General features: G+C 64.5%; 15 protein-coding genes and 1 pseudogene. 13 read left to right on the top strand and 3 right to left on the bottom strand.

All coding sequences use genetic code 11. The features are described 5' to 3' along the window. Nucleotides 1-344: 344 nt before the first annotated feature. The gene (gene pckA, locus BUA69_RS11740; RefSeq protein ID WP_052950719.1) at nucleotides 345-1,934 is read right to left on the bottom strand and encodes a phosphoenolpyruvate carboxykinase (ATP); all 1,590 of its coding nucleotides are present in this window, start codon (nucleotides 1,932-1,934) and stop codon (nucleotides 345-347) included. A gap of 260 nt (nucleotides 1,935-2,194) precedes the next feature. Between pckA and BUA69_RS11735 the strand changes: the two genes are divergently transcribed. From BUA69_RS11735 to BUA69_RS11685, 12 genes are all read left to right on the top strand, one after another. Beyond that, a complete protein-coding gene (locus BUA69_RS11735; protein WP_046136633.1) occupies nucleotides 2,195-2,911 on the top strand; it encodes a response regulator transcription factor in 717 nt (238 codons plus the stop codon). Between the two features lie 7 nt (nucleotides 2,912-2,918). Further along, a complete protein-coding gene (locus tag BUA69_RS11730) occupies nucleotides 2,919-4,757 on the top strand; it encodes a sensor histidine kinase (protein WP_052950718.1) in 1,839 nt (612 codons plus the stop codon). 9 nt (nucleotides 4,758-4,766) lie between these two features. Further along, nucleotides 4,767-5,237, top strand: coding sequence for an HPr kinase/phosphorylase (locus BUA69_RS11725; protein WP_046136632.1), 471 nt, complete (start codon nucleotides 4,767-4,769; stop codon nucleotides 5,235-5,237). Nucleotides 5,238-5,415: 178 nt separating this feature from the next. Next, nucleotides 5,416-5,817, top strand: coding sequence for a PTS sugar transporter subunit IIA (locus tag BUA69_RS11720; protein WP_046136631.1), 402 nt, complete (start codon nucleotides 5,416-5,418; stop codon nucleotides 5,815-5,817). 7 nt (nucleotides 5,818-5,824) lie between these two features. Continuing rightward, the gene (locus BUA69_RS11715) at nucleotides 5,825-6,136 is read left to right on the top strand and encodes an HPr family phosphocarrier protein (protein ID WP_046136630.1); all 312 of its coding nucleotides are present in this window, start codon (nucleotides 5,825-5,827) and stop codon (nucleotides 6,134-6,136) included. 148 nt (nucleotides 6,137-6,284) lie between these two features. After that, nucleotides 6,285-6,482 (top strand): endonuclease domain-containing protein, encoded by a 198-nt coding sequence (locus tag BUA69_RS21565; RefSeq protein ID WP_143154498.1) that lies wholly within the window; start codon nucleotides 6,285-6,287, stop codon nucleotides 6,480-6,482. Continuing rightward, nucleotides 6,451-6,672: a DUF559 domain-containing protein gene (locus tag BUA69_RS21560; protein WP_160300156.1), complete on the top strand. Its 222-nt coding sequence runs from the start codon at nucleotides 6,451-6,453 to the stop codon at nucleotides 6,670-6,672. Before BUA69_RS21565 ends, BUA69_RS21560 begins: the two co-directional genes overlap by 32 nt. 282 nt (nucleotides 6,673-6,954) lie before the next feature. Beyond that, nucleotides 6,955-7,458, top strand: a complete 504-nt coding sequence (locus BUA69_RS11705; RefSeq protein WP_046136629.1) for a DUF2937 family protein — start codon at nucleotides 6,955-6,957, stop codon at nucleotides 7,456-7,458. A 102-nt stretch (nucleotides 7,459-7,560) separates the two neighbouring features. Continuing rightward, nucleotides 7,561-8,964: an adenosylhomocysteinase gene (gene ahcY / locus BUA69_RS11700; protein WP_143154496.1), complete on the top strand. Its 1,404-nt coding sequence runs from the start codon at nucleotides 7,561-7,563 to the stop codon at nucleotides 8,962-8,964. A 372-nt stretch (nucleotides 8,965-9,336) separates the two neighbouring features. Continuing rightward, nucleotides 9,337-11,745 carry a sensor histidine kinase gene (locus BUA69_RS11695; RefSeq protein WP_046136627.1) on the top strand — a complete coding sequence of 803 codons (2,409 nt, stop codon included), beginning with the start codon at nucleotides 9,337-9,339 and terminating at the stop codon, nucleotides 11,743-11,745. Next, complete coding sequence (gene tsaE / locus BUA69_RS11690) at nucleotides 11,745-12,176, top strand: tRNA (adenosine(37)-N6)-threonylcarbamoyltransferase complex ATPase subunit type 1 TsaE (protein WP_046136626.1); 432 nt, start codon at nucleotides 11,745-11,747, stop codon at nucleotides 12,174-12,176. Before BUA69_RS11695 ends, tsaE begins: the two co-directional genes overlap by 1 nt. A gap of 697 nt (nucleotides 12,177-12,873) precedes the next feature. Then, nucleotides 12,874-13,263, top strand: coding sequence for a GIY-YIG nuclease family protein (locus BUA69_RS11685; RefSeq protein ID WP_342021276.1), 390 nt, complete (start codon nucleotides 12,874-12,876; stop codon nucleotides 13,261-13,263). A 173-nt stretch (nucleotides 13,264-13,436) separates the two neighbouring features. Here the strand turns inward: BUA69_RS11685 and polA are convergent, their stop codons facing one another. Then, entirely contained in the window at nucleotides 13,437-16,346 is a 2,910-nt protein-coding gene (polA, locus tag BUA69_RS11680; protein ID WP_046136625.1) for a DNA polymerase I, read from the bottom strand. Between the two features lie 231 nt (nucleotides 16,347-16,577). On the opposite strand from polA, the gene BUA69_RS11675 reads away from it, so the two are divergent. Further along, a complete protein-coding gene (locus BUA69_RS11675; RefSeq protein WP_072866549.1) occupies nucleotides 16,578-16,955 on the top strand; it encodes a response regulator in 378 nt (125 codons plus the stop codon). Between the two features lie 103 nt (nucleotides 16,956-17,058). Here BUA69_RS11675 and BUA69_RS21595 read toward each other — a convergent pair. Next, nucleotides 17,059-17,400, bottom strand: a pseudogene (locus BUA69_RS21595) (transglycosylase SLT domain-containing protein); the annotation flags it as partial. Nucleotides 17,401-17,613: the final 213 nt, after the last annotated feature.

Below are 17,613 nucleotides of genomic sequence, written 5' to 3'. Positions count from 1 at the left end.
GGGATCAAGGGTGGGGGTTCTGCGCGCTCCACACGCTCGGGCCGCGCGACAACCGCAGCACCCCCACCCTGACCCTCCCCCTCGAAGGGGGAGGGGACGATGACTGAGGGGGCGGCGCATCCACACACACCGCGTCACCCCGGCGAAAGCCGGGGTCCAGTTTGGGGGTGCGGCCCGGCTTTCGCGGGATGACGGCTGGTGGGGGTGGGGAGCTTGTTGCCCCCATCCCGCAGCACCGACCGGGCTGCCCTCGGGGCAAGCCCGGAGGCAGCGGCTGCAACCACCAGCCAAAAGCAAAAGGGGCGCTCGGGAGCGCCCCTGTCACCGTCTTGGGAGGACAGGCGTTATTCGGCGGCCTGGGCCAGGCGGGGGCCGGCGGCGGCGTTGGCGTCGCCGAACTTTTCGAAATTGGCCCGGAACAGGCCGGCCAGGTGGATGGCCTGGCGGTCATAGGCCTCGGCATCGGCCCAGGTGGTGCGCGGCGTCAGCAGCTGGGGCGCGACGCCCTCCACGGCCAGAGGCACTTCAAAGCCGAACAGCTCGTCCACGCGCGTCGCCGCGCCATCCAGCGTGCCATCGATGGCGGCGTTGAGCAGGCGGCGGGTGGAGGCGATGTCGATGCGCTTGCCGACACCATAGCCACCACCGGTCCAGCCGGTATTGATCAGCCAGGCCGAAGCGCCGCTGCTGCGCAGTTTCTCGGCCAGCATCTCGCCATAGACGCTGGGATGCAGCGGCATGAACGGGGCGCCGAAGCAGGCCGAGAAGGTGGCCTGCGGCTCGGTCACGCCGCGCTCGGTGCCGGCCACCTTGGCGGTATAGCCTGACAGGAAGTGGTAGACGGCCTGCTCGGGCGTGAGCCGGGCAATCGGGGGCAGGACGCCAAAGGCATCGGCGGTGAGGAATACCACGGTGCGCGGCGTGCCGCCGACGCTGCCCCTGGCGATTGAGGGCAGCACATGGATCGGATAGGCCGCGCGGGTGTTTTCGGTCAGCGAGACATCGTCGAAATCGGGGACCTTGTGCGCATCGAGAACGACGTTTTCCAGCACGGTGCCGAAGCGCCTGGTGGCGGCGAAGATTTCGGGCTCGGCGCTGGGGCTGAGCTTGACGGTCTTGGCGTAGCAACCGCCTTCGAGGTTGAACACGCCATCGGCGCTCCAGCCATGCTCGTCATCGCCGATCAGCGGGCGATTGGGGTCATTGCTGAGCGTGGTCTTGCCGGTGCCCGACAGGCCGAAGAACAGGGCGGTTTCGCCATTGGCGCTGAGATTGGCCGAGCAGTGCATCGGCAGCACGCCCTGGCGCGGGGCATGGAAATTGAACAGCGAGAACACCGACTTCTTGATCTCGCCGGCATAGAGCGTGCCGGCGATGACGACGATATTGCGCGTCATGTCGAGCGCAATCACCGTATCGGTGCGGCTGCCATGGCGGGCCGGATCGGCCTTGAAATGGGGGACGTGCACGATGGTGACGGCAACCGGATTGTCCGATGAGGCCACCATTTCGCCGGGGCGGATCAACAGGTTGCGGATGAACAGGGCATGCCAGGCGCTGGGGGTCAGCACGGTCACGCCATATTGGTGGCGCGGATCGGCGCCGGCCAGGAGGTCCTGCCGGTAGAGGTCCTGCCCGGCCAGCGCGGCCTCGGCATCGGCCAGCAGCACGTCGAAATGGGCCGGGCTCATCGCGCCCGAATTGTCCCACCACACGCTCTGCTCGGTCAGCGCGTCGCGGACGATGAATTTATCCTTGGGCGAGCGCCCGGTGAAGGCGCCGGTGCGCACGCTGAGGGCGCCATCGGCGGTCAGCTCGGCATCGCCCTTGCCCAGGGCCCGCGCAACCAGAATGGGTGCGATCTCGTTGACCGACGTCGATCCGGCTCCGGCGGCAATCCGATTTCTCAGTGCCTGGTGGTCGAACACGCTCATCTCATTACTCCCGATGTGAAGCCAAACCGCTTTGCCTGGCGCTCAACTGGGTGCAAAATAGGCGCTTGGGGTGGCCTCCAACCATCCCGAAATCGGTCGTAAGACGGAAGTTGCATCGGGCAGATCGACGCGGCGGCACTGGTACAACCCATGGCCACGCCTTATTTAACACGTAATTGTCGCCTGCAAACACGCAGCCGGCAAGCAGCGGATCGCCGCAATGCTTGCCCGGCCGAAGAACAAAACAGAAAGGCAGCCATATGCCCAAGATCGCCCTGGTGGATGACGACCGCAATATTCTGACCTCGGTGTCGCTGACGCTCGAGGCCGAAGGATATCAGGTTGCCACATACACCGACGGTGCGTCGGGCCTGGAGGGCCTCACCACCGACAAACCGGACCTGGCCATCCTCGATATCAAGATGCCGCGCATGGACGGCATGGAACTGCTGCGCCGCCTGCGCCAGAAATCGGACGTGCCGGTGATCTTCCTCACCTCCAAGGATGAGGAAATCGATGAATTGTTCGGCCTCAAGATGGGCGCCGACGATTTCATCACCAAGCCGTTCAGCCAGCGCCTGCTGGTCGAACGGGTCAAAGCGATCCTGCGCCGCTCCGCCCCGCGCGATCCATCGGCACCCGCCGGCGCCCCGGGGGAGCAGGGACCGGGCAAGGCGCTGATCGAACGCGGCTCGCTGGTGATGGACGAAGAACGCCATACCTGCACCTGGAAGGGCCAGCGCGTGACCCTGACCGTCACCGAATTCCTGATCCTGCAGGCCCTGGCGCTGCGCCCCGGCGTGGTCAAGTCGCGCAATGCCCTGATGGACGCTGCCTATGACGATCAGGTCTATGTCGACGATCGCACCATCGACAGCCACATCAAGCGGCTGCGCAAGAAGTTCAAGGCGACCGATGACGACTTCGAGATGATCGAAACGCTCTATGGCGTCGGCTATCGCTTCAAGGAGCAATAAGCGGACCGTGGCTATTGTTGAACCGGACCTCGAGGGCAAGGCGGGCGCTGACGCGCCCCAGCCTGACGATGTCACTGCTGCGCCCCAGCCTGATCGCGCCACTGCCGCGGCGGCGGGGCCCCGGCCGGTCCGTCTCGGCCGGTTCTGGCGCGCCCTGGTCACGCCCTTTTACAAGCTCGGGCACGCCATTGGCCGGTTTCTGAGCTTTACCATCTTCTCCAGCCTGACCCGCCGCATCATTGCGCTCAACCTGGCGGGCCTGCTGGTGCTGGTGGTGGGAATTCTCTATCTCAACCAGTGGCGTGCCGGCCTGATCGACGCGCGCGTGCAATCGCTGCGCGTGCAGGGCGAAATCATCGCCGCCGCCATCGCCGCTTCGGCCACCGTCGACAGCGACGTCATCTCGATCAATCCCGACCGGTTGCTCGAATTGCAGAGCGGCGGGGCGTTTTCGCCGCTGTCCTATTTCGACCCGACACTGGAATTCCCGATCAATCCCGAGCGGGTGGCCCCGCTCCTGCGCAATCTGATCACGCCCACCGGCACCCGCGCCCGCATCTATGACCAGGGCGGGCTGATGATCCTCGATAGCGAGAACATCTATGGCCGGGGCGAAGTGATCCGCGCCGCGGCGGACCCCAACAAGAGTCCGAGTTTCTTCCTCTGGGACTGGTGGAATGCCATCCTGTCCTGGGTGCCGGGCGACAATTTCCCGCTCTATCAGGATTACGGCATCGATGAAGGCCGGCGCTATCCCGAGGTGGATTCCGCCCTGCAGGGGGCGCCCGCCGATTTTGTGCGCGTCGATGCACAGGGGCGCCTTGTCGTCTCGGTGGCCGTGCCGGTGCAGCGCCTGCGCGCCATTGTCGGGGTGATTCTGCTCTCGACCGCCCCGGGCGATATCGATTCGGTGGTCTCACAGGAACGCTGGGGCATCCTGCGGATCGCGCTGATTGCCGCCGGCGTGCAGGTGGCGCTGTCCCTGTTGCTGGCCGGTACGATTGCCGGGCCGATGCGGCGTCTCTCGGAAGCGGCCGAACGGGTGCAGACGGCGGGCAATGCGCGCGCCGAAATCCCCGATTTCACCGACCGGCCCGACGAGATCGGGCACCTGTCGGGGGCATTGCGGCAGATGACCGACGCGCTCTACAACCGCATCGAGGCGATCGAACGTTTCGCCGCCGATGTGGCCCATGAGCTCAAGAATCCGCTGACCTCGCTGCGTTCGGCGGTCGAAACCCTGCCCCGCGCCAGGCGCGAGGAGGATCGCGAACGGCTCAATGCCATCATCCAGCACGATGTGCGCCGGCTCGACCGGCTGATCTCGGACATTTCCAATGCCAGCCGGCTGGATGCCGAACTGGCGCGCGAGAGCGCCGAGCGCGTCGATGTGGCCCAACTGGCCGAGGCCATGGTCTCGATGCATGCCGACATGGCTGCGGACCGCAAGGTGGCGGTCGAACTGGTCAAGCGCACCGGGCGCAACACCGCCATCGCCAACGGCCATGAGAGCCGGCTGGCGCAGGTCTTTGCCAATCTGATCGACAATGCCGTCTCGTTCTCGCCCGAGGGCAGCACGGTGCGCGTGGCCATGGCGACCGACCCCGAATACATCACCATTACCGTGAGCGACGAGGGCCCGGGCATTACCGGCGACGCGACCCGGATTTTCCAGCGCTTTTATACCGACCGCCCCGATACCGAGAATTTCGGCAATCACTCGGGGCTGGGCCTGTCGATTTCCAAGCAGATCGTGGAGGCCCACAAGGGCACGATCCGGGCCGCCAACCGCCAGGATGGTCCCGGCGCGGTGTTCACGGTTGTATTGCCGCGGGCCCGCAAATAGACTGGCCCAATGGACAAGCCGAAGAATGTGCATGGCACAGGTCTGGTATTGGGGGATGCCGGCGTCTTGCTGCGCGGCCCCTCGGGTGCCGGCAAGTCGGTTTTGGCGCTGGCCTTGCTGGATCGCTGGGAAGGCCGCGGATTGCCCGCTTTCCTGGTTGCCGACGATCGCGTCGATCTGCTGGTGGATGGTTCGGCGCTGACCATGCGGGCCCCGCCCCAGCTGGCCGGCCTGATCGAATTGCGCGGTCGCGGCATTGTCAGCCGGCCGCAGCAGGCCACGGCGCCGCTGCATCTGGTCATCGATCTCGTTCCCGATTTCATCCGCATGCTGGAGGAGGATGCCCTGCGCACCGAACTCCTCGAAATCGGCCTGCCACGGGCCCCGGTGCCCCAGGCCGGCGTCATCGCTTTGGGCCATCAGGTGCTGCTGGTGGTGGAAGCGGTGCGGGCGCTAGCCCCGACAGCGGTGGATGCGTGACAAAATACCACTTGAATCGTCGGGTCACTAGGACAAGACTGTCGCCCGTCCGGCCGGGGGTGGCCGGCGTCGTCTCGTTTCCTGCCGGAACCGGCAGATGCCGGGGCAGGGGGCTGGTTAATCTGACATGCCGTCGACGCCTTGACGCAGGTGCAGGTCGGCGGTCTGGGGAAATTGCATGATAGGCATGGTTCTGGTGACGCACGGCGCGCTCGCCAATGAATTTAAGTCCGCGCTGGAGCATGTCGTCGGCCCGCAGGATTTCTGCGAAACCATCGCCATTGGTCCCGACGACAATATGGAAAACCGCCGCAATGACATCCTGGAGGCCATCGACCGGGCCGATGATGGGGCTGGCGTCATCATCCTGACCGACATGTTTGGCGGCACGCCGTCGAACCTGGCCATTTCGGTGATGCAGAACCGTACCGTCGAGGTGATTGCCGGCGTCAATCTGCCGATGCTGGTCAAGCTGGCGCGCGTGCGCGGCGACATGAATATCAAGGATGCGGTCAACCTGGCCCAGGAAGCCGGCCGCAAATACATCAATGTTGCCAATTCCATCCTCGGCGCTGGGTGAGGCGGCGATGGATACAGCCGCAAATACCGGCCGGGCCGTCGCGCAGCAATTGACCATCGTCAACCGCAAGGGGCTGCATGCCCGCGCCTCGGCCCGCTTCGTGCGCACCGCCGAGTGCTTCGACGCCACCATCCAGGTCGTCAAGGACGGCACGTCGGTGGCGGGCAATTCGATCATGGGGCTGATGATGCTGGGCGCCGGTCCCGGCTCGACCATCCTCGTGCAGGCCAGCGGCAAGCAGGCCCGCGAGGCGCTGGAGGCCATTGTCGAGCTGGTCAATAACGGCTTTGACGAAGACAGCGACGGCATCGCGGGTTAGGGCGTTCCAGGCAGATGCCCCCCACCCTCAATCCCTCCCCACAAGGGGGAGGGAAGTCTGGCCGGTGGGTGCTGCGAACCTGAGTTGTCCCTGAGGTCGGTCATGCGCCTCCCTCCCCCTTGTGGGGAGGGATTGAGGGTGGGGGTCTATGAGCGTCCAGCGAGCGCGCCAGCTTCGGAAAATCATGTCGACGCCGGAGGCCAAACTCTGGAATGCTCTGCGGGAGCTTAGGCCGCTGGGATATCATTTCCGCCGGCAGGTGCCGCTCGGTCCCTACTACGCTGATTTCGTTTGCCACCGTTCGTGTCTGGTCATTGAGGGCAGGTGCTGCTGCGCTTGCACATGATGGCTGGCGCGATGCGTTCCTGAAGCAGGAGGGGTATCGTGTTCTGCGTGTGAGCAATAGTGACGTCATGGCGAACATTGCAGGCGTGATCACCGTGGTTCTTGGACTGCTGGAAGAACCCCCACCCTCAATCCCTCCCCACAAGGGGGAGGGAAGTCTGGCCGGTGGTGGTGGAGGGGTTGCAGGCTGAGGTGGTACCCTATTCGCCCTCATCGTCGCCCGACACTCTCCACATCCACGGTGTTATCCCGGCGAAAGCCGGGATCCAGTATTCTGTGGGTTTGACACTGGATCCCGGCTTTCGCCGGAATGACGGCCGGTGGGTGTGCCGACGGCGAGGACGCGACGGCATCAATAGCGGGTGCAACACGGAACCGCGTTAGCAAAACCGACATTGATGGCGTGTCAGGCTCCCCTGGTTGCGACTGGGCGGCGGTGTTCCTATCTCCGGGGACGCGAACAAGAGGTCTTCATGCGGCGGATCGTGGCGTGCATTGGTGGTCTGAGCCTGGCCATTACCCTCAGTCAATTCCCTGAATATGCGCAGCAATATTCCCAGCGCCTGGGTGGTGCGGTGGATGAATTGCGGGTGATTACCGAGGACTTCGACCGCGCCGCAGCAATGGGTGGGCTGGACCGGGAGCAGGCGCTGGCGCGCTATGGCGCCTCCAGCGACACGTTCCTCGCCGGGCGCGGCGACAGCATGGCAGGCACGTTTACCCGTTACCAGCAACTGCGCGACACCCTGGCCCGCATCCAGAGTGCCGGACCGGTCGAACGCTTCCAGCTGCTGCCAGCCTATATGGATACCGATATCGGTCTGCGCACCATCGAGAATTATCGGCCTGCCGTGCCGGTGACCATGGAAGGCGTGCTCTATGCCGGTGGCGGCTTCCTTGTCGGCTATCTGGTGATGTCGGGGCTGTGGCGGTTTCTGGCCCTGCCATTCCGGCGGCGGCGTTACGCTTATCGCTAACGGCTCGCTAAGGGATATAAACTTCTCTTTATATCTCAGTTGATCCCGGGCCTGCCCCCGCGTATACCCCTGCCAACACATTTAATGCGCGGAGCAGCCGACATGACCACCCAGAACACCGATTATGCGGTCAAGGATATTTCCCTCGCCGAATTCGGCCGCAAGGAAATCACCATCGCCGAAATCGAAATGCCCGGCCTGATGTCGATCCGCGAGGAATATGCTGCGGCCCAGCCGCTCAAGGGTGCGCGCATTGCCGGCTCGCTGCACATGACCATCCAGACCGCCGTCCTGATCGAGACGCTGGTCGCGCTCGGTGCCGATGTGCGCTGGGTGTCGTGCAATATCTTTTCGACCCAGGATCACGCCGCTGCTGCGATTGCTGCCGCCGGCATCCCGGTCTTCGCCCATAAGGGCGAGAGCCTTGAAGAATACTGGGCCTTCACCGACCGCATGATGGACTGGGGCAATGGTCTCACCCCCAACATGATCCTCGATGATGGCGGCGACGCCACCATGTATATCCTCAATGGCGCCAAGGCCGAGCAGGACATTTCCATTCTCGACAAGCCGGGCAATGAGGAAGAGGAAATCTTCTTCGCCACGATTCGGAAGCGCCTGGCCCAGACCCCGGGCTTCTTCTCCAGGATCAAGGACGCCATCCGCGGCGTTTCCGAAGAGACCACCACGGGCGTGATGCGTCTCTATCAACTGCACGCCAAGGGCGAGCTGCCGTTCCCGGCCATCAACGTCAATGACAGCGTCACCAAGTCGAAATTCGACAACAAGTACGGCACCCGTGAATCGCTGGTCGACGCCATCCGCCGCGGCACCGACGTCATGCTGGCCGGCAAGGTCGCCATCGTCTGCGGCTATGGCGATGTGGGCAAGGGCTCGGCTGAATCGCTGCGCGGCGCCGGTGCCCGCGTGCTGGTGACCGAAGTCGATCCGATCTGCGCCCTGCAGGCCGCCATGGAAGGCTTCGAGGTGGTGACGCTGGAAGAGGCTGCCCACCGCGCCGACATCGTCGTCACCGCCACCGGCAACCGCGACGTGCTGATGGTTGACGACATGCGCAACCTCAAGGACATGGCCATTGTCTGCAATATCGGCCATTTCGATAACGAAATCGACGTGCTGGGCCTGCGCAACTTCAAGTGGACCAATGTGAAGCCGCAGGTCGATTTGATCGAGCAGCCCAATGGCAAGCGCCTGATCCTGCTGTCCGAAGGGCGCCTGGTCAATCTGGGCAATGCCACCGGTCACCCGAGCTTTGTGATGTCGGCCTCGTTTGCCAACCAGACCCTGGCCCAGATCGAATTGTGGACCAATGGCGAAAAGCTCGAGAAGAAGGTGCACGTGCTGCCCAAGCATCTCGATGAGAAGGTTGCCGAACTGCACCTGGCCAAGCTGGGCGCCAAGCTGACCAAGCTGACCAAGACGCAGGCCGATTATATCGGCGTCAGCCAGAACGGGCCGTTCAAGTCCGGCGAATACCGCTACTAGGCGCGGCGCCGCCCGGCCTGCCGGGCAGCTCTGGCATAAGCAAAGCCCGTCGGCACCCGCCGGCGGGCTTTTGCGTAACCGGATTGTTGCTGCTTCGTTCCCGGGTCAAGTGGGCTAATGGGTGATTTGCCGGGAACGCACTGCCATTAAGACTCTTTTAGCCGATTCACTCGGCCGCTATGGTTAACTGATTCGGGAGGCCTGGGGGTTCGGGCTGACGAATGGGGGCGATCGGACCACCTGGTCCGGCGTGCGCCACCTTTCCAGTGCGAGCGTACCGGTTGTTGCGGCCGGTTTTGCGGCAAAACACAAATGATTAAGAGGCAGCGCATGGCGCCGGTTGGTTTCCGGAAGACTTGGGGATTCGCAGGGTTGGTTTCCGCCCCGCTGGCCCTGGTGTCGGCGGTTCCGGCCCTGGCGCAGGACGGCATTGCCGCCCATCCCATTATCAGCGCCGCCCCGCTGGCCGTTGCCCTGGGCGCGGGTGGCTTTGCTCTGATCGCCATGGCCGTGCTGCGCCATCGCCAGGCTGACAGCAAGTCGGCCCGGCTCAAATCGGCTGAGCAGATTGCCGGCCTCCGCGCGCTTGTCGATGAATATGAAGCCCTGCTCTCGGGCACCCGTGAAGTCACGGTGCTGTGGACCGAGAATGGTGGCGGCGCGGTGAAGTTTTTGGGCCAGGCCGCAGCGGTGCTGCCCCCGGGGCGCCAGCCCGAAAGCGTTCTGCAATTCCGCACCTGGCTGGCGCCGGCCGATGCCGAGCGCCTCGCCGCCATGCTCGAGGAGCTGCGCGTCGACGGCCATGCCTTCGCCGTCAGTCTCAATGCGCTGGATGGCCGGGTCATCCGCGCCAATGGCTGGGTGCTGGGCGGCGGCACGGCGCTGCGCCTGCGCCCCGCATTCCTGCAGCCGGACGACGACACCGCCTTGCCGGCCAGCGAGACCGACCTCAACAGCGTCCGCACCATTCTGGGGCTGTTGACCAAACCGGCCTTTGCCCGCGACGGCAATGATCGCCTGATCTATGCCAATGCCGCCTATCTGGCGCTGGCCAAGACCCTGGGCCGGGGCGGCAATGATCTGGAGCCGGCCGAACTGCTCGACGATGGCCAATTGCGCCAGCATCTGGCCAATTGTGCTGCCAGTGGCAAGGCGGTGACCCTGCCGGTCGCCTGGCCCGGCCAGGGCGGCTTCGAGCTGGTCGAATTTCCCATTGCCGGTGGTCGCGCCGGCTATCTCAGGCCGGTCGACGACCTGATCAAGCCGGTCGAGAGCGGGCTGGCCCATATCAGCGGCATCATCGATGCGCTGACCACCCCGATTGCCATTTTCAATGCCAATCGCGAGCTGATCCAGTTCAACCAGGCCTATGCCAATCTGTGGAATCTCGACCCCAAATATCTGATGCTGGGGCTCGACGAGCGCGCCATTCTCGACAAGCTGCGCACCCAGGGCATGCTGCCGGCCGAGGTGGATTACCAGGTCTGGCGCAAGCAGCATCTGACCTCCTACAGCCTGACCGTGCCGCGCGAGAACGAGCCCTGGCATCTGCCCGACGGGCGCAGCATCAAGGTGATCTCGGCCCCGGCCGGCCCGCGTGGCGGGGTGATCTATGTCTTCGAGGACATTACCGAGCGCCTCAAGCTGGAGAGCTCCAACAAGGCCTTCTCCAATGTGCAGCGCGAAACCATCAATGCGCTGTCGGAAGCCGTGGCGGTGTTTGGCACCAATGGGCGGCTGACCCTGTGCAATCCGCGGCTGTCCGAGCTGTGGCGCGTGCCGATGAGCGAGCTGGAGACCAGCCCGCATATCGACCAGATCGCCCAATCCTGCGGCCGGGCCATGCCCGAGGACGGCGCCAGCATCTGGCGCGAACTCAAGCGCGGCATTATCGATCTCAATCCGACCCGTTCGGACACCACCGGCCGCATCAATCGCGCCGATGACAAGCTGCTCGACTATGCCATTACCCGCCTGCCCGATGGGCAGACGATGATGACCTTCCTCGATGTCACCGAGGGCGCCCGCTATTCCAAGGTGCTCAAGGAGCGCAATGATGCGCTGGTGGCGGCCGACCTGCTCAAGGACGCCTTTGTCGAGAATGTCTCCTATGAGCTGCGCTCGCCCCTGACCAATATCATCGGCTTTGCCGACCTGCTGGCCAGCGATGCCGGCACGCTCAATGAACGGCAGCGCTCCTATATCGACTATATCCGCGCCTCCAGCGTCACCCTGGGCGTGCTGATCGACAATATCCTCGACCTCGCCTCGGTCGATGCCGGCATTGCCGAGCTGCGGCCCGAACTGCAGGACGTGACCACGCTGGTCGACAAGGCGCGGGCCGGGCTTTCGGCCACCTTTCCCGAAATTTCGGGCGAGAAGCCGATCAATCTGGTCGTTGATGTCGAAGGCGGCATGCCGCCCTTCATCGCCGATGGCACCCGCATCGTTCAGGTTCTCTACAATCTCCTGTCCAATGCCGCCCGCTTTTCCCCGCCCGGCGGCGAAATCCGGCTATCGGTGACCCATCGTGCCGATCGCGTGCTGTTCGTCATCGAGGATGAAGGTCCGGGCCTGACCGATGAAATGAAGGCGGCGATCCTGACCCGTATCGACGCGCCGACCGCCCGCCAGCGTGGCGCCGGCCTTGGGCTGGCCATCGTCAAGACCTTCGTCAACCTGCATGGCGGCACCATCACCGCCGAGCGCCGCGAGCCACGCGGCAGCCGCATCACGGTCAATCTGCCGCGCGACAGCGCCATGGCAGCCGTCGCCGAATAATGACCACGCCACCCCCCGTCCTGCTGCCCGACCCGGCCGCCACCGACGCGCTGGGGGGCGAACTGGCCGCCAGCCTCAAGCCCGGTGACCTGGTGCTGCTCGAAGGCGATCTGGGCGCCGGCAAGACCGCCCTGGCCCGCGCCATCATCCGGGCGCTGACCGGCGATCCCCGCCTCGACGTGCCCTCGCCAACCTTCGCGCTGGTACAGCCCTATGACGCCGCGATCGGGCAGATCCTGCATGCCGATCTGTACCGGCTGGGCGATCCGCGCGAGGTCGATGAACTGGGCCTGCTCGACAATCCCGATTCTATCGTGCTGGTCGAATGGGCCGAGCGCGCCCCCGAACTGGCGGCAGCGGCGACGCTGATCGTAGCGCTCGCCATTCCGCCCGGAGGCGAAGGCCGGCTGGTCGCCATCACCCGGCGCTGAGCGCGGCGTTCACCGGCGATGGCGGGAGCGGCAGGGGCCTGCCCTAAACGATCAGGCGGAGTTTTCGCGCCCGGGCCGCGAGCGGCTGACCGCATTGCGGCCGCCGCCGGTGAGGGGGATTTCTTCGGTCATGTGGGGCGGGCGGGGATAAACTGGATCATCGCGGCATTATGATCATCCCATCCCCGATGTCATCCCGGCGGAGGCCGGGATCCATGCCGTGGCCTCTCCCGGAACTGGATGCATGGGCTGAGCCTCAGCATGGATTCCGGCCTTCGCCGGAATGACCCGGTGGGGGTTGATGAACCGGTGGGGTTGATAGCGCAGTGCAAGCCGCGGATGTCTTGGAACGGCGAAGCCGGCACTCAGGCGTCTGGTACTGTCGCTGCTGCGTGCTGCCCACCCCCGATGTCATCCCGGCGGAGGCCGGGATCCATGCTGTGTTGTCTCCCCGATGCTGGATGCATGGGCTGAGCCTCAGCATGGATTCCGGCCTGCGCCGGAATGACCCGGTGGGTATTGATGACTCGGTGGGTGTTGATGGCGCAGCGCACGCCGCGGATGTTTTGGAACGGCGAAGCCGGCACTTAGGCGTCTGGTACTGTCGCTGCCTCCCCATCCCCGATGTCATCCCGGCGGAGGCCGGGATCCATGCCGTGGCTTCTCCCGGAACTGGATGCATGGGCAGGGCCTCAGCATGGATTCCGGCCTCCGCCGGAATGACCCGGTGGGGGGTGATGACCCGGTGGGAGTTGATGGGGCGGTGGTGGCGTGGTTCAACTGTGCCATGGGGAGGATCTTCATCGTCTACATGATGGCGAGCATGAAGAACGGGACGCTCTATACCGGCGTCACCGGCAATCCCGCTGGGCGCATCTGGCAGCACAAGACCCATGCCTTTCCCCAGAGCTTCACCGCCCGCCACAAGGTCGAACGACTGGTCTGGTACGAGGTCCACGCGGATCCTCTGGCCGCCATCCAGCGCGAGAAACGCATCAAGGAATGGCAGCGCGAATGGAAAATCCGGCTGATCACCGAGATGAATCCCGACTGGCGGGATTTGTCGGCTGAGGTGATGCAGGTCTAAGCGGAACTCCCATCCCCGATGCCTCCCGGCGGAGGCCGGGATCCATGCTGTGGCCTCTCCCGGAACTGGATGCATGGGCAGGGCCTCAGCATGGATTCCGGCCTGCGCCGGAATGACCCGGTGGGAGTTGATGACCCGGTGGGTATTCGCACGCTGCGGCGTTCGAGCCCTGCCTAATGCGCCTCGTCCCAATTGTGGGCCGCATGCGCGTCCACCTGGATCGGGACGGACAGGCGCACGGCCGGTTCGGCGGCGCCTTCCATCACGGTCTTGATCGCGGCCATGGCCGCAGTTTCGGTGCCCAGGGGCACTTCGAAGATCAGTTCGTCATGGACCTGCAGCAGCATGTCGGCGTCGATGTTGGCCTGCTTGAGCGCGGGTTCCATGCGGATCATGGCGCGGCGGATGATGTCGGCGGCGCTTCCCTGGATGGGGGCATTGATCGAGGCGCGTTCGACAAAGCTGCGTTCGGCCGGATTGGCCGAATTGGCATTGGGGAACTGCACCTTGCGGCCGAAAATGGTGGTGACGTGGCCGTCGATTTTCACCCGGCGGCGCTGCTCGTCCATATAGTCCTTGATGCCGGGGAAGCGCTCGAAATAGGTCTTGATGTAATCGCCGGCCTCGCCGCGGCCGATGCCCAGCTGATTGGCCAGGCCAAAGGCGGAGATGCCGTAGATGATGCCGAAATTGATCGCCTTGGCGCGGCGGCGGACATCGGAGGGCATGCCTTCGACCGGCACGTTGAACATTTCCGACGCGGTCATGGCGTGAATGTCGAGGCCTTCCTCGAACGCATCCTTGAGCGCCTGGATATCGGCGATATGGGCCAGCACCCGCAATTCGATTTGGCTGTAATCGGCCGAAATCAGGATCTTGCCGGGGGCGGCGACGAAGGCCGAGCGGATCTTGCGGCCGTCCTCGGTGCGCACCGGAATGTTCTGCAGGTTGGGATCATTGGACGACAGGCGCCCGGTCAGCACCGAAGCCTGGCTATAGGAGGTGTGGACGCGCCCGGTGCGGGCATTGATATAGGCGGGCAGGGCATCGGTATAGGTGCCCTTGAGCTTGGTCAGCTGGCGCCAGTCGACAATGGTGCGTGCCAGCGGCACGCCCTTGAGCGCCAGGTCTTCCAGCACGTCGGCGCCGGTGGCCCAGGCGCCGGTCTTGGTCTTGGTGCCGCCCTCCAGCCCCATCTTGTCGAAGAGGATTTCGCCCAGCTGCTTGGGCGAACCCAGATTGAAGCTCTGCCCGGCCAGCTCATGGGCCTCGGCCTCGAAGGCGGCGGCGCGCTGCGAGAATTCGCCGGAGAGCCGCGACAGGATCTGCCGATCGACCGAAATGCCGCGCTGCTCCATGCGCGACAGCACCGGGGCGAGGGGGCGCTCGAGGGTTTCATAGAGCGTCGTGGCATTTTCGGCGGCGAGGCGCGGCTTCAGCACATGCCAGAGGCGCAGGGTAATATCGGCATCCTCGGCGGCATAGCGTGCGGCGGGGGCGATTTCGAGCTGGTCGAAGGTCTTCTGGTGCTTGCCGGTACCGGCGAGATCGGAGAAGGCAATGCAGGTATGGCCCAGCCAGTTATCGGCCAGCACGTTGAGCCCGTTATACTGCACGCCATCGAGCGCATAGGAGAGCAGCATGGTGTCATCGATCGGCGCCATGGTGATGCCATAGCGGGCCAGGATCGAGATTTCATATTTGGTGTTCTGGCCGATCTTGAGGATCGACTTGTCTTCGAGCAGCGGCTTGAGCGCATCGATCACCAGCCGGATCGGCAGCTGGCCTTCGACCAGCCCGCCTTCCTCCAGAAGGCTGGCGGCACCGCGCGAATGGCCCACCGGAATATAGCAGCCATTCCCGGGCTCGGTGGCAAGGCAGATGCCGACGAGATCGGCCGCCTGCGCATCGAGCCCGGTGGTTTCGGTATCGATGGCGACATGGCCCTTGTCGATGATGCGCTTGAGCCAGACATCGAGCTGCTCGGGCGTGGTGACGATCTCGTAATCGTCGTAATTGACCGGGATGGCGCGGATCTTGGCGTGCACTTCCTGGGCGTGCAGGGCCGGGCCGGTGCCGGGCACCTGCGGCGATGCCAGCTTGGCGCGGGCCACCGAGAGATCGGCCGACTTGCGCGGATCGCGGCCGCTGGCAGCCAGCTCCGGATCGGCCTCGTAGAGAGTGGGATCGGCACCGAGCAGCCCGGCAAGGCGCTTGGTGATGGTGGCGAATTCCATCGCCTTGAGGAAAGGGAACAGCGCTTCGGGCGCCATCGGCACACGCGCCAGCGCATCGAGCGGCAGCTCGACCGGCACGTCCTGCGACAGGGTGACGAGGCGTTTGGAAATCCGCGCCATCTCGGCATTGTCGATCAGCTTCTGCCGACGCGCCGGCTGCTTGATCTCGTGGGCATGGGCCAAAAGGTTTTCGACATCGCCATATTGGTTGATCAGCTCGGCCGCAGTCTTGACACCAATGCCGGGCACGCCGGGCACATTGTCGACGCTGTCGCCGCACAGCGCCTGCACGTCGATGACCTTGTCGGGGGTAACGCCGAACTTGGTGAACACCTCGTCCATGCCGATCCAGCGCAGTGGTGGCTGGCCGGGGCGCGGAATGGTATCGAGCAGGCGGATCGAGCCATCCGGCTCCACCAGCTGCATCAGGTCCTTGTCGGAGGAGACGATGGTGACCTTGTAACCGGCCTGGCGGGCATTGCAGGCATAGGTGGCGATGATGTCATCGGCCTCCCAGCCTTCCATTTCGATGGAGGGAATGGAAAAGGCCCGCGTCGCGGCGCGGGTCAGCGGGAATTGCGTCACCAGCTCTTCGGGCGCCGGCGGGCGGTGGGCCTTGTATTCGGGGTAGAAATCGTCGCGGAAGGTCTTGCCCTTGGCATCGAAAATGACGGCCATATGGGTCGGCTGATCCTCGCCCTTGAGGTCCTCGGTCAGCTTGAACAGCATGTTGCAGAAGCCCTGGACACAGCCGACGGGCAGGCCATCGGACTTGCGATTGAGCTGAGGAAGGGCGTGAAAGGCGCGGAAGATATAACCCGAGCCGTCGACGAGCAGCAGATGCATGAAGCGATTCCCAATAAGGCGAGCGAGGACTTTAGGGCACATTGGCAGCTGCCAAAAGGGCCAGCGGGCGTTTCTGTGGCGTCTGCGGGCAACCAAGGCAGTTTTTACGCATTGGTTGCACATAAGGGCGCGCCAGCGCAGTGACCAAGGGCGCCGGCCGTGCCAGAGCCTGGCTGGCGCCGCGGGGCGATCTCTGCGTGACAACAGGGCGTGACAACAAGGAGAGACGACGTGACGAGCGTGACGCCAGCACCGCCATGGACCATACTTGTGGTCGATGACGACGTGCTGATCAATATGAACACCACCGACATGGTGCAGGACCTGGGGCACGCAGCGCTCGAGGCCTATTCGGGCGCGCAGGCCCTGACGCTGCTGCAGAGCGGCGCGCGTATCGACCTGCTGCTCACCGATTATGCAATGCCCGGCATGACCGGGGTGGAACTTGCCCATGCGGCGCAGGCGCTTATTCCCGGCCTGCCGGTCCTGCTGGCGACGGGCTATGCCGACCTGCCCGATGGCGTGCAATGCGCCTTGCCGCGGCTGAACAAGCCCTATGACCAGCACCAGCTCAAGGCCCAATTGGAGCCTTTGCTGTCGGAGCGATGATGGCCCGGCACTGGATGACCCGGCACTAGATGACCCGGCACTAGATGACCTGGCGCTGAACTGGCAGCTGTCTCGAGCGGCGCCCTCAGCGCCTTACGCCCGATCAGCGCAGCCCGCTCTTTTCAAGCAGGCCCAGGCGCTTGGCGTCGTAGTAATAGCCGCTGGCGTAGAAGCGCACCGCCTGGTCTTCGTTACCCCCGGCGGTGACATAGGCACCGGCCAGGTATTTGACCGCGTAGCGCAGATTGGTTTCCGGATCGAGCAGGCCGCCGGCAGCGCCCTTGAACCCCATGCCCTTGGCGGTGGCATGACTGATCTGCATCAGCCCCCAATAAGGCCCATTGCGCGCCGCCGAATTGTAATTGCTTTCCCGCACGATCACCCGGCGCACCAGGTGCTCGGGCACCGCATATTGGGTGGCGTAATGGGCAATCAGCCCATCAAGGCCGGGCGAGCCGACATAGCCCAGCGCCGCATCGGAAAACATCGGCACCGCAGCCGCATCGGGCACATGGCCGGGCTGGGTGGGCGCCATCGCGGCAATGGCCGCAGTCGCAGGACCGGGCGCCGGCTTGATGCCGCTGATGGCGCAGCCGGACACGCTGAGTGTCAGGATTGCCGCGAGGCCTGCCAGTGCCGCTGTCTTGCTCATGTTCTG

The sequence above is a fragment of the Devosia limi DSM 17137 genome (assembly GCF_900128975.1).
GTDB classification, from domain to species: domain Bacteria; phylum Pseudomonadota; class Alphaproteobacteria; order Rhizobiales; family Devosiaceae; genus Devosia; species Devosia limi.
The sequence above is the reverse complement of the archived record's forward strand: the minus strand, read 5'-3'. Positions and strand labels throughout refer to the sequence as shown.

What these genes read in the sequence shown, in the direction of transcription:
- ahcY (WP_143154496.1), top strand. Translation starts at nt 7,561, where the DNA reads ATGACCACCCAGAACACCGATTATGCGGTCAAGGATATTTCCCTCGCC.
- BUA69_RS11720 (WP_046136631.1), top strand. Translation starts at nt 5,416, where the DNA reads ATGATAGGCATGGTTCTGGTGACGCACGGCGCGCTCGCCAATGAATTT.
- tsaE (WP_046136626.1), top strand. Translation starts at nt 11,745, where the DNA reads ATGACCACGCCACCCCCCGTCCTGCTGCCCGACCCGGCCGCCACCGAC.
- BUA69_RS11735 (WP_046136633.1), top strand. Translation starts at nt 2,195, where the DNA reads ATGCCCAAGATCGCCCTGGTGGATGACGACCGCAATATTCTGACCTCG.
- BUA69_RS11715 (WP_046136630.1), top strand. Translation starts at nt 5,825, where the DNA reads ATGGATACAGCCGCAAATACCGGCCGGGCCGTCGCGCAGCAATTGACC.
- BUA69_RS11725 (WP_046136632.1), top strand. Translation starts at nt 4,767, where the DNA reads ATGGACAAGCCGAAGAATGTGCATGGCACAGGTCTGGTATTGGGGGAT.
- BUA69_RS11705 (WP_046136629.1), top strand. Translation starts at nt 6,955, where the DNA reads ATGCGGCGGATCGTGGCGTGCATTGGTGGTCTGAGCCTGGCCATTACC.
- polA (WP_046136625.1), bottom strand. Translation starts at nt 16,346, where the DNA reads ATGCATCTGCTGCTCGTCGACGGCTCGGGTTATATCTTCCGCGCCTTT.
- BUA69_RS11685 (WP_342021276.1), top strand. Translation starts at nt 12,874, where the DNA reads ATGGATTCCGGCCTCCGCCGGAATGACCCGGTGGGGGGTGATGACCCG.
- pckA (WP_052950719.1), bottom strand. Translation starts at nt 1,934, where the DNA reads ATGAGCGTGTTCGACCACCAGGCACTGAGAAATCGGATTGCCGCCGGA.
- BUA69_RS21565 (WP_143154498.1), top strand. Translation starts at nt 6,285, where the DNA reads ATGAGCGTCCAGCGAGCGCGCCAGCTTCGGAAAATCATGTCGACGCCG.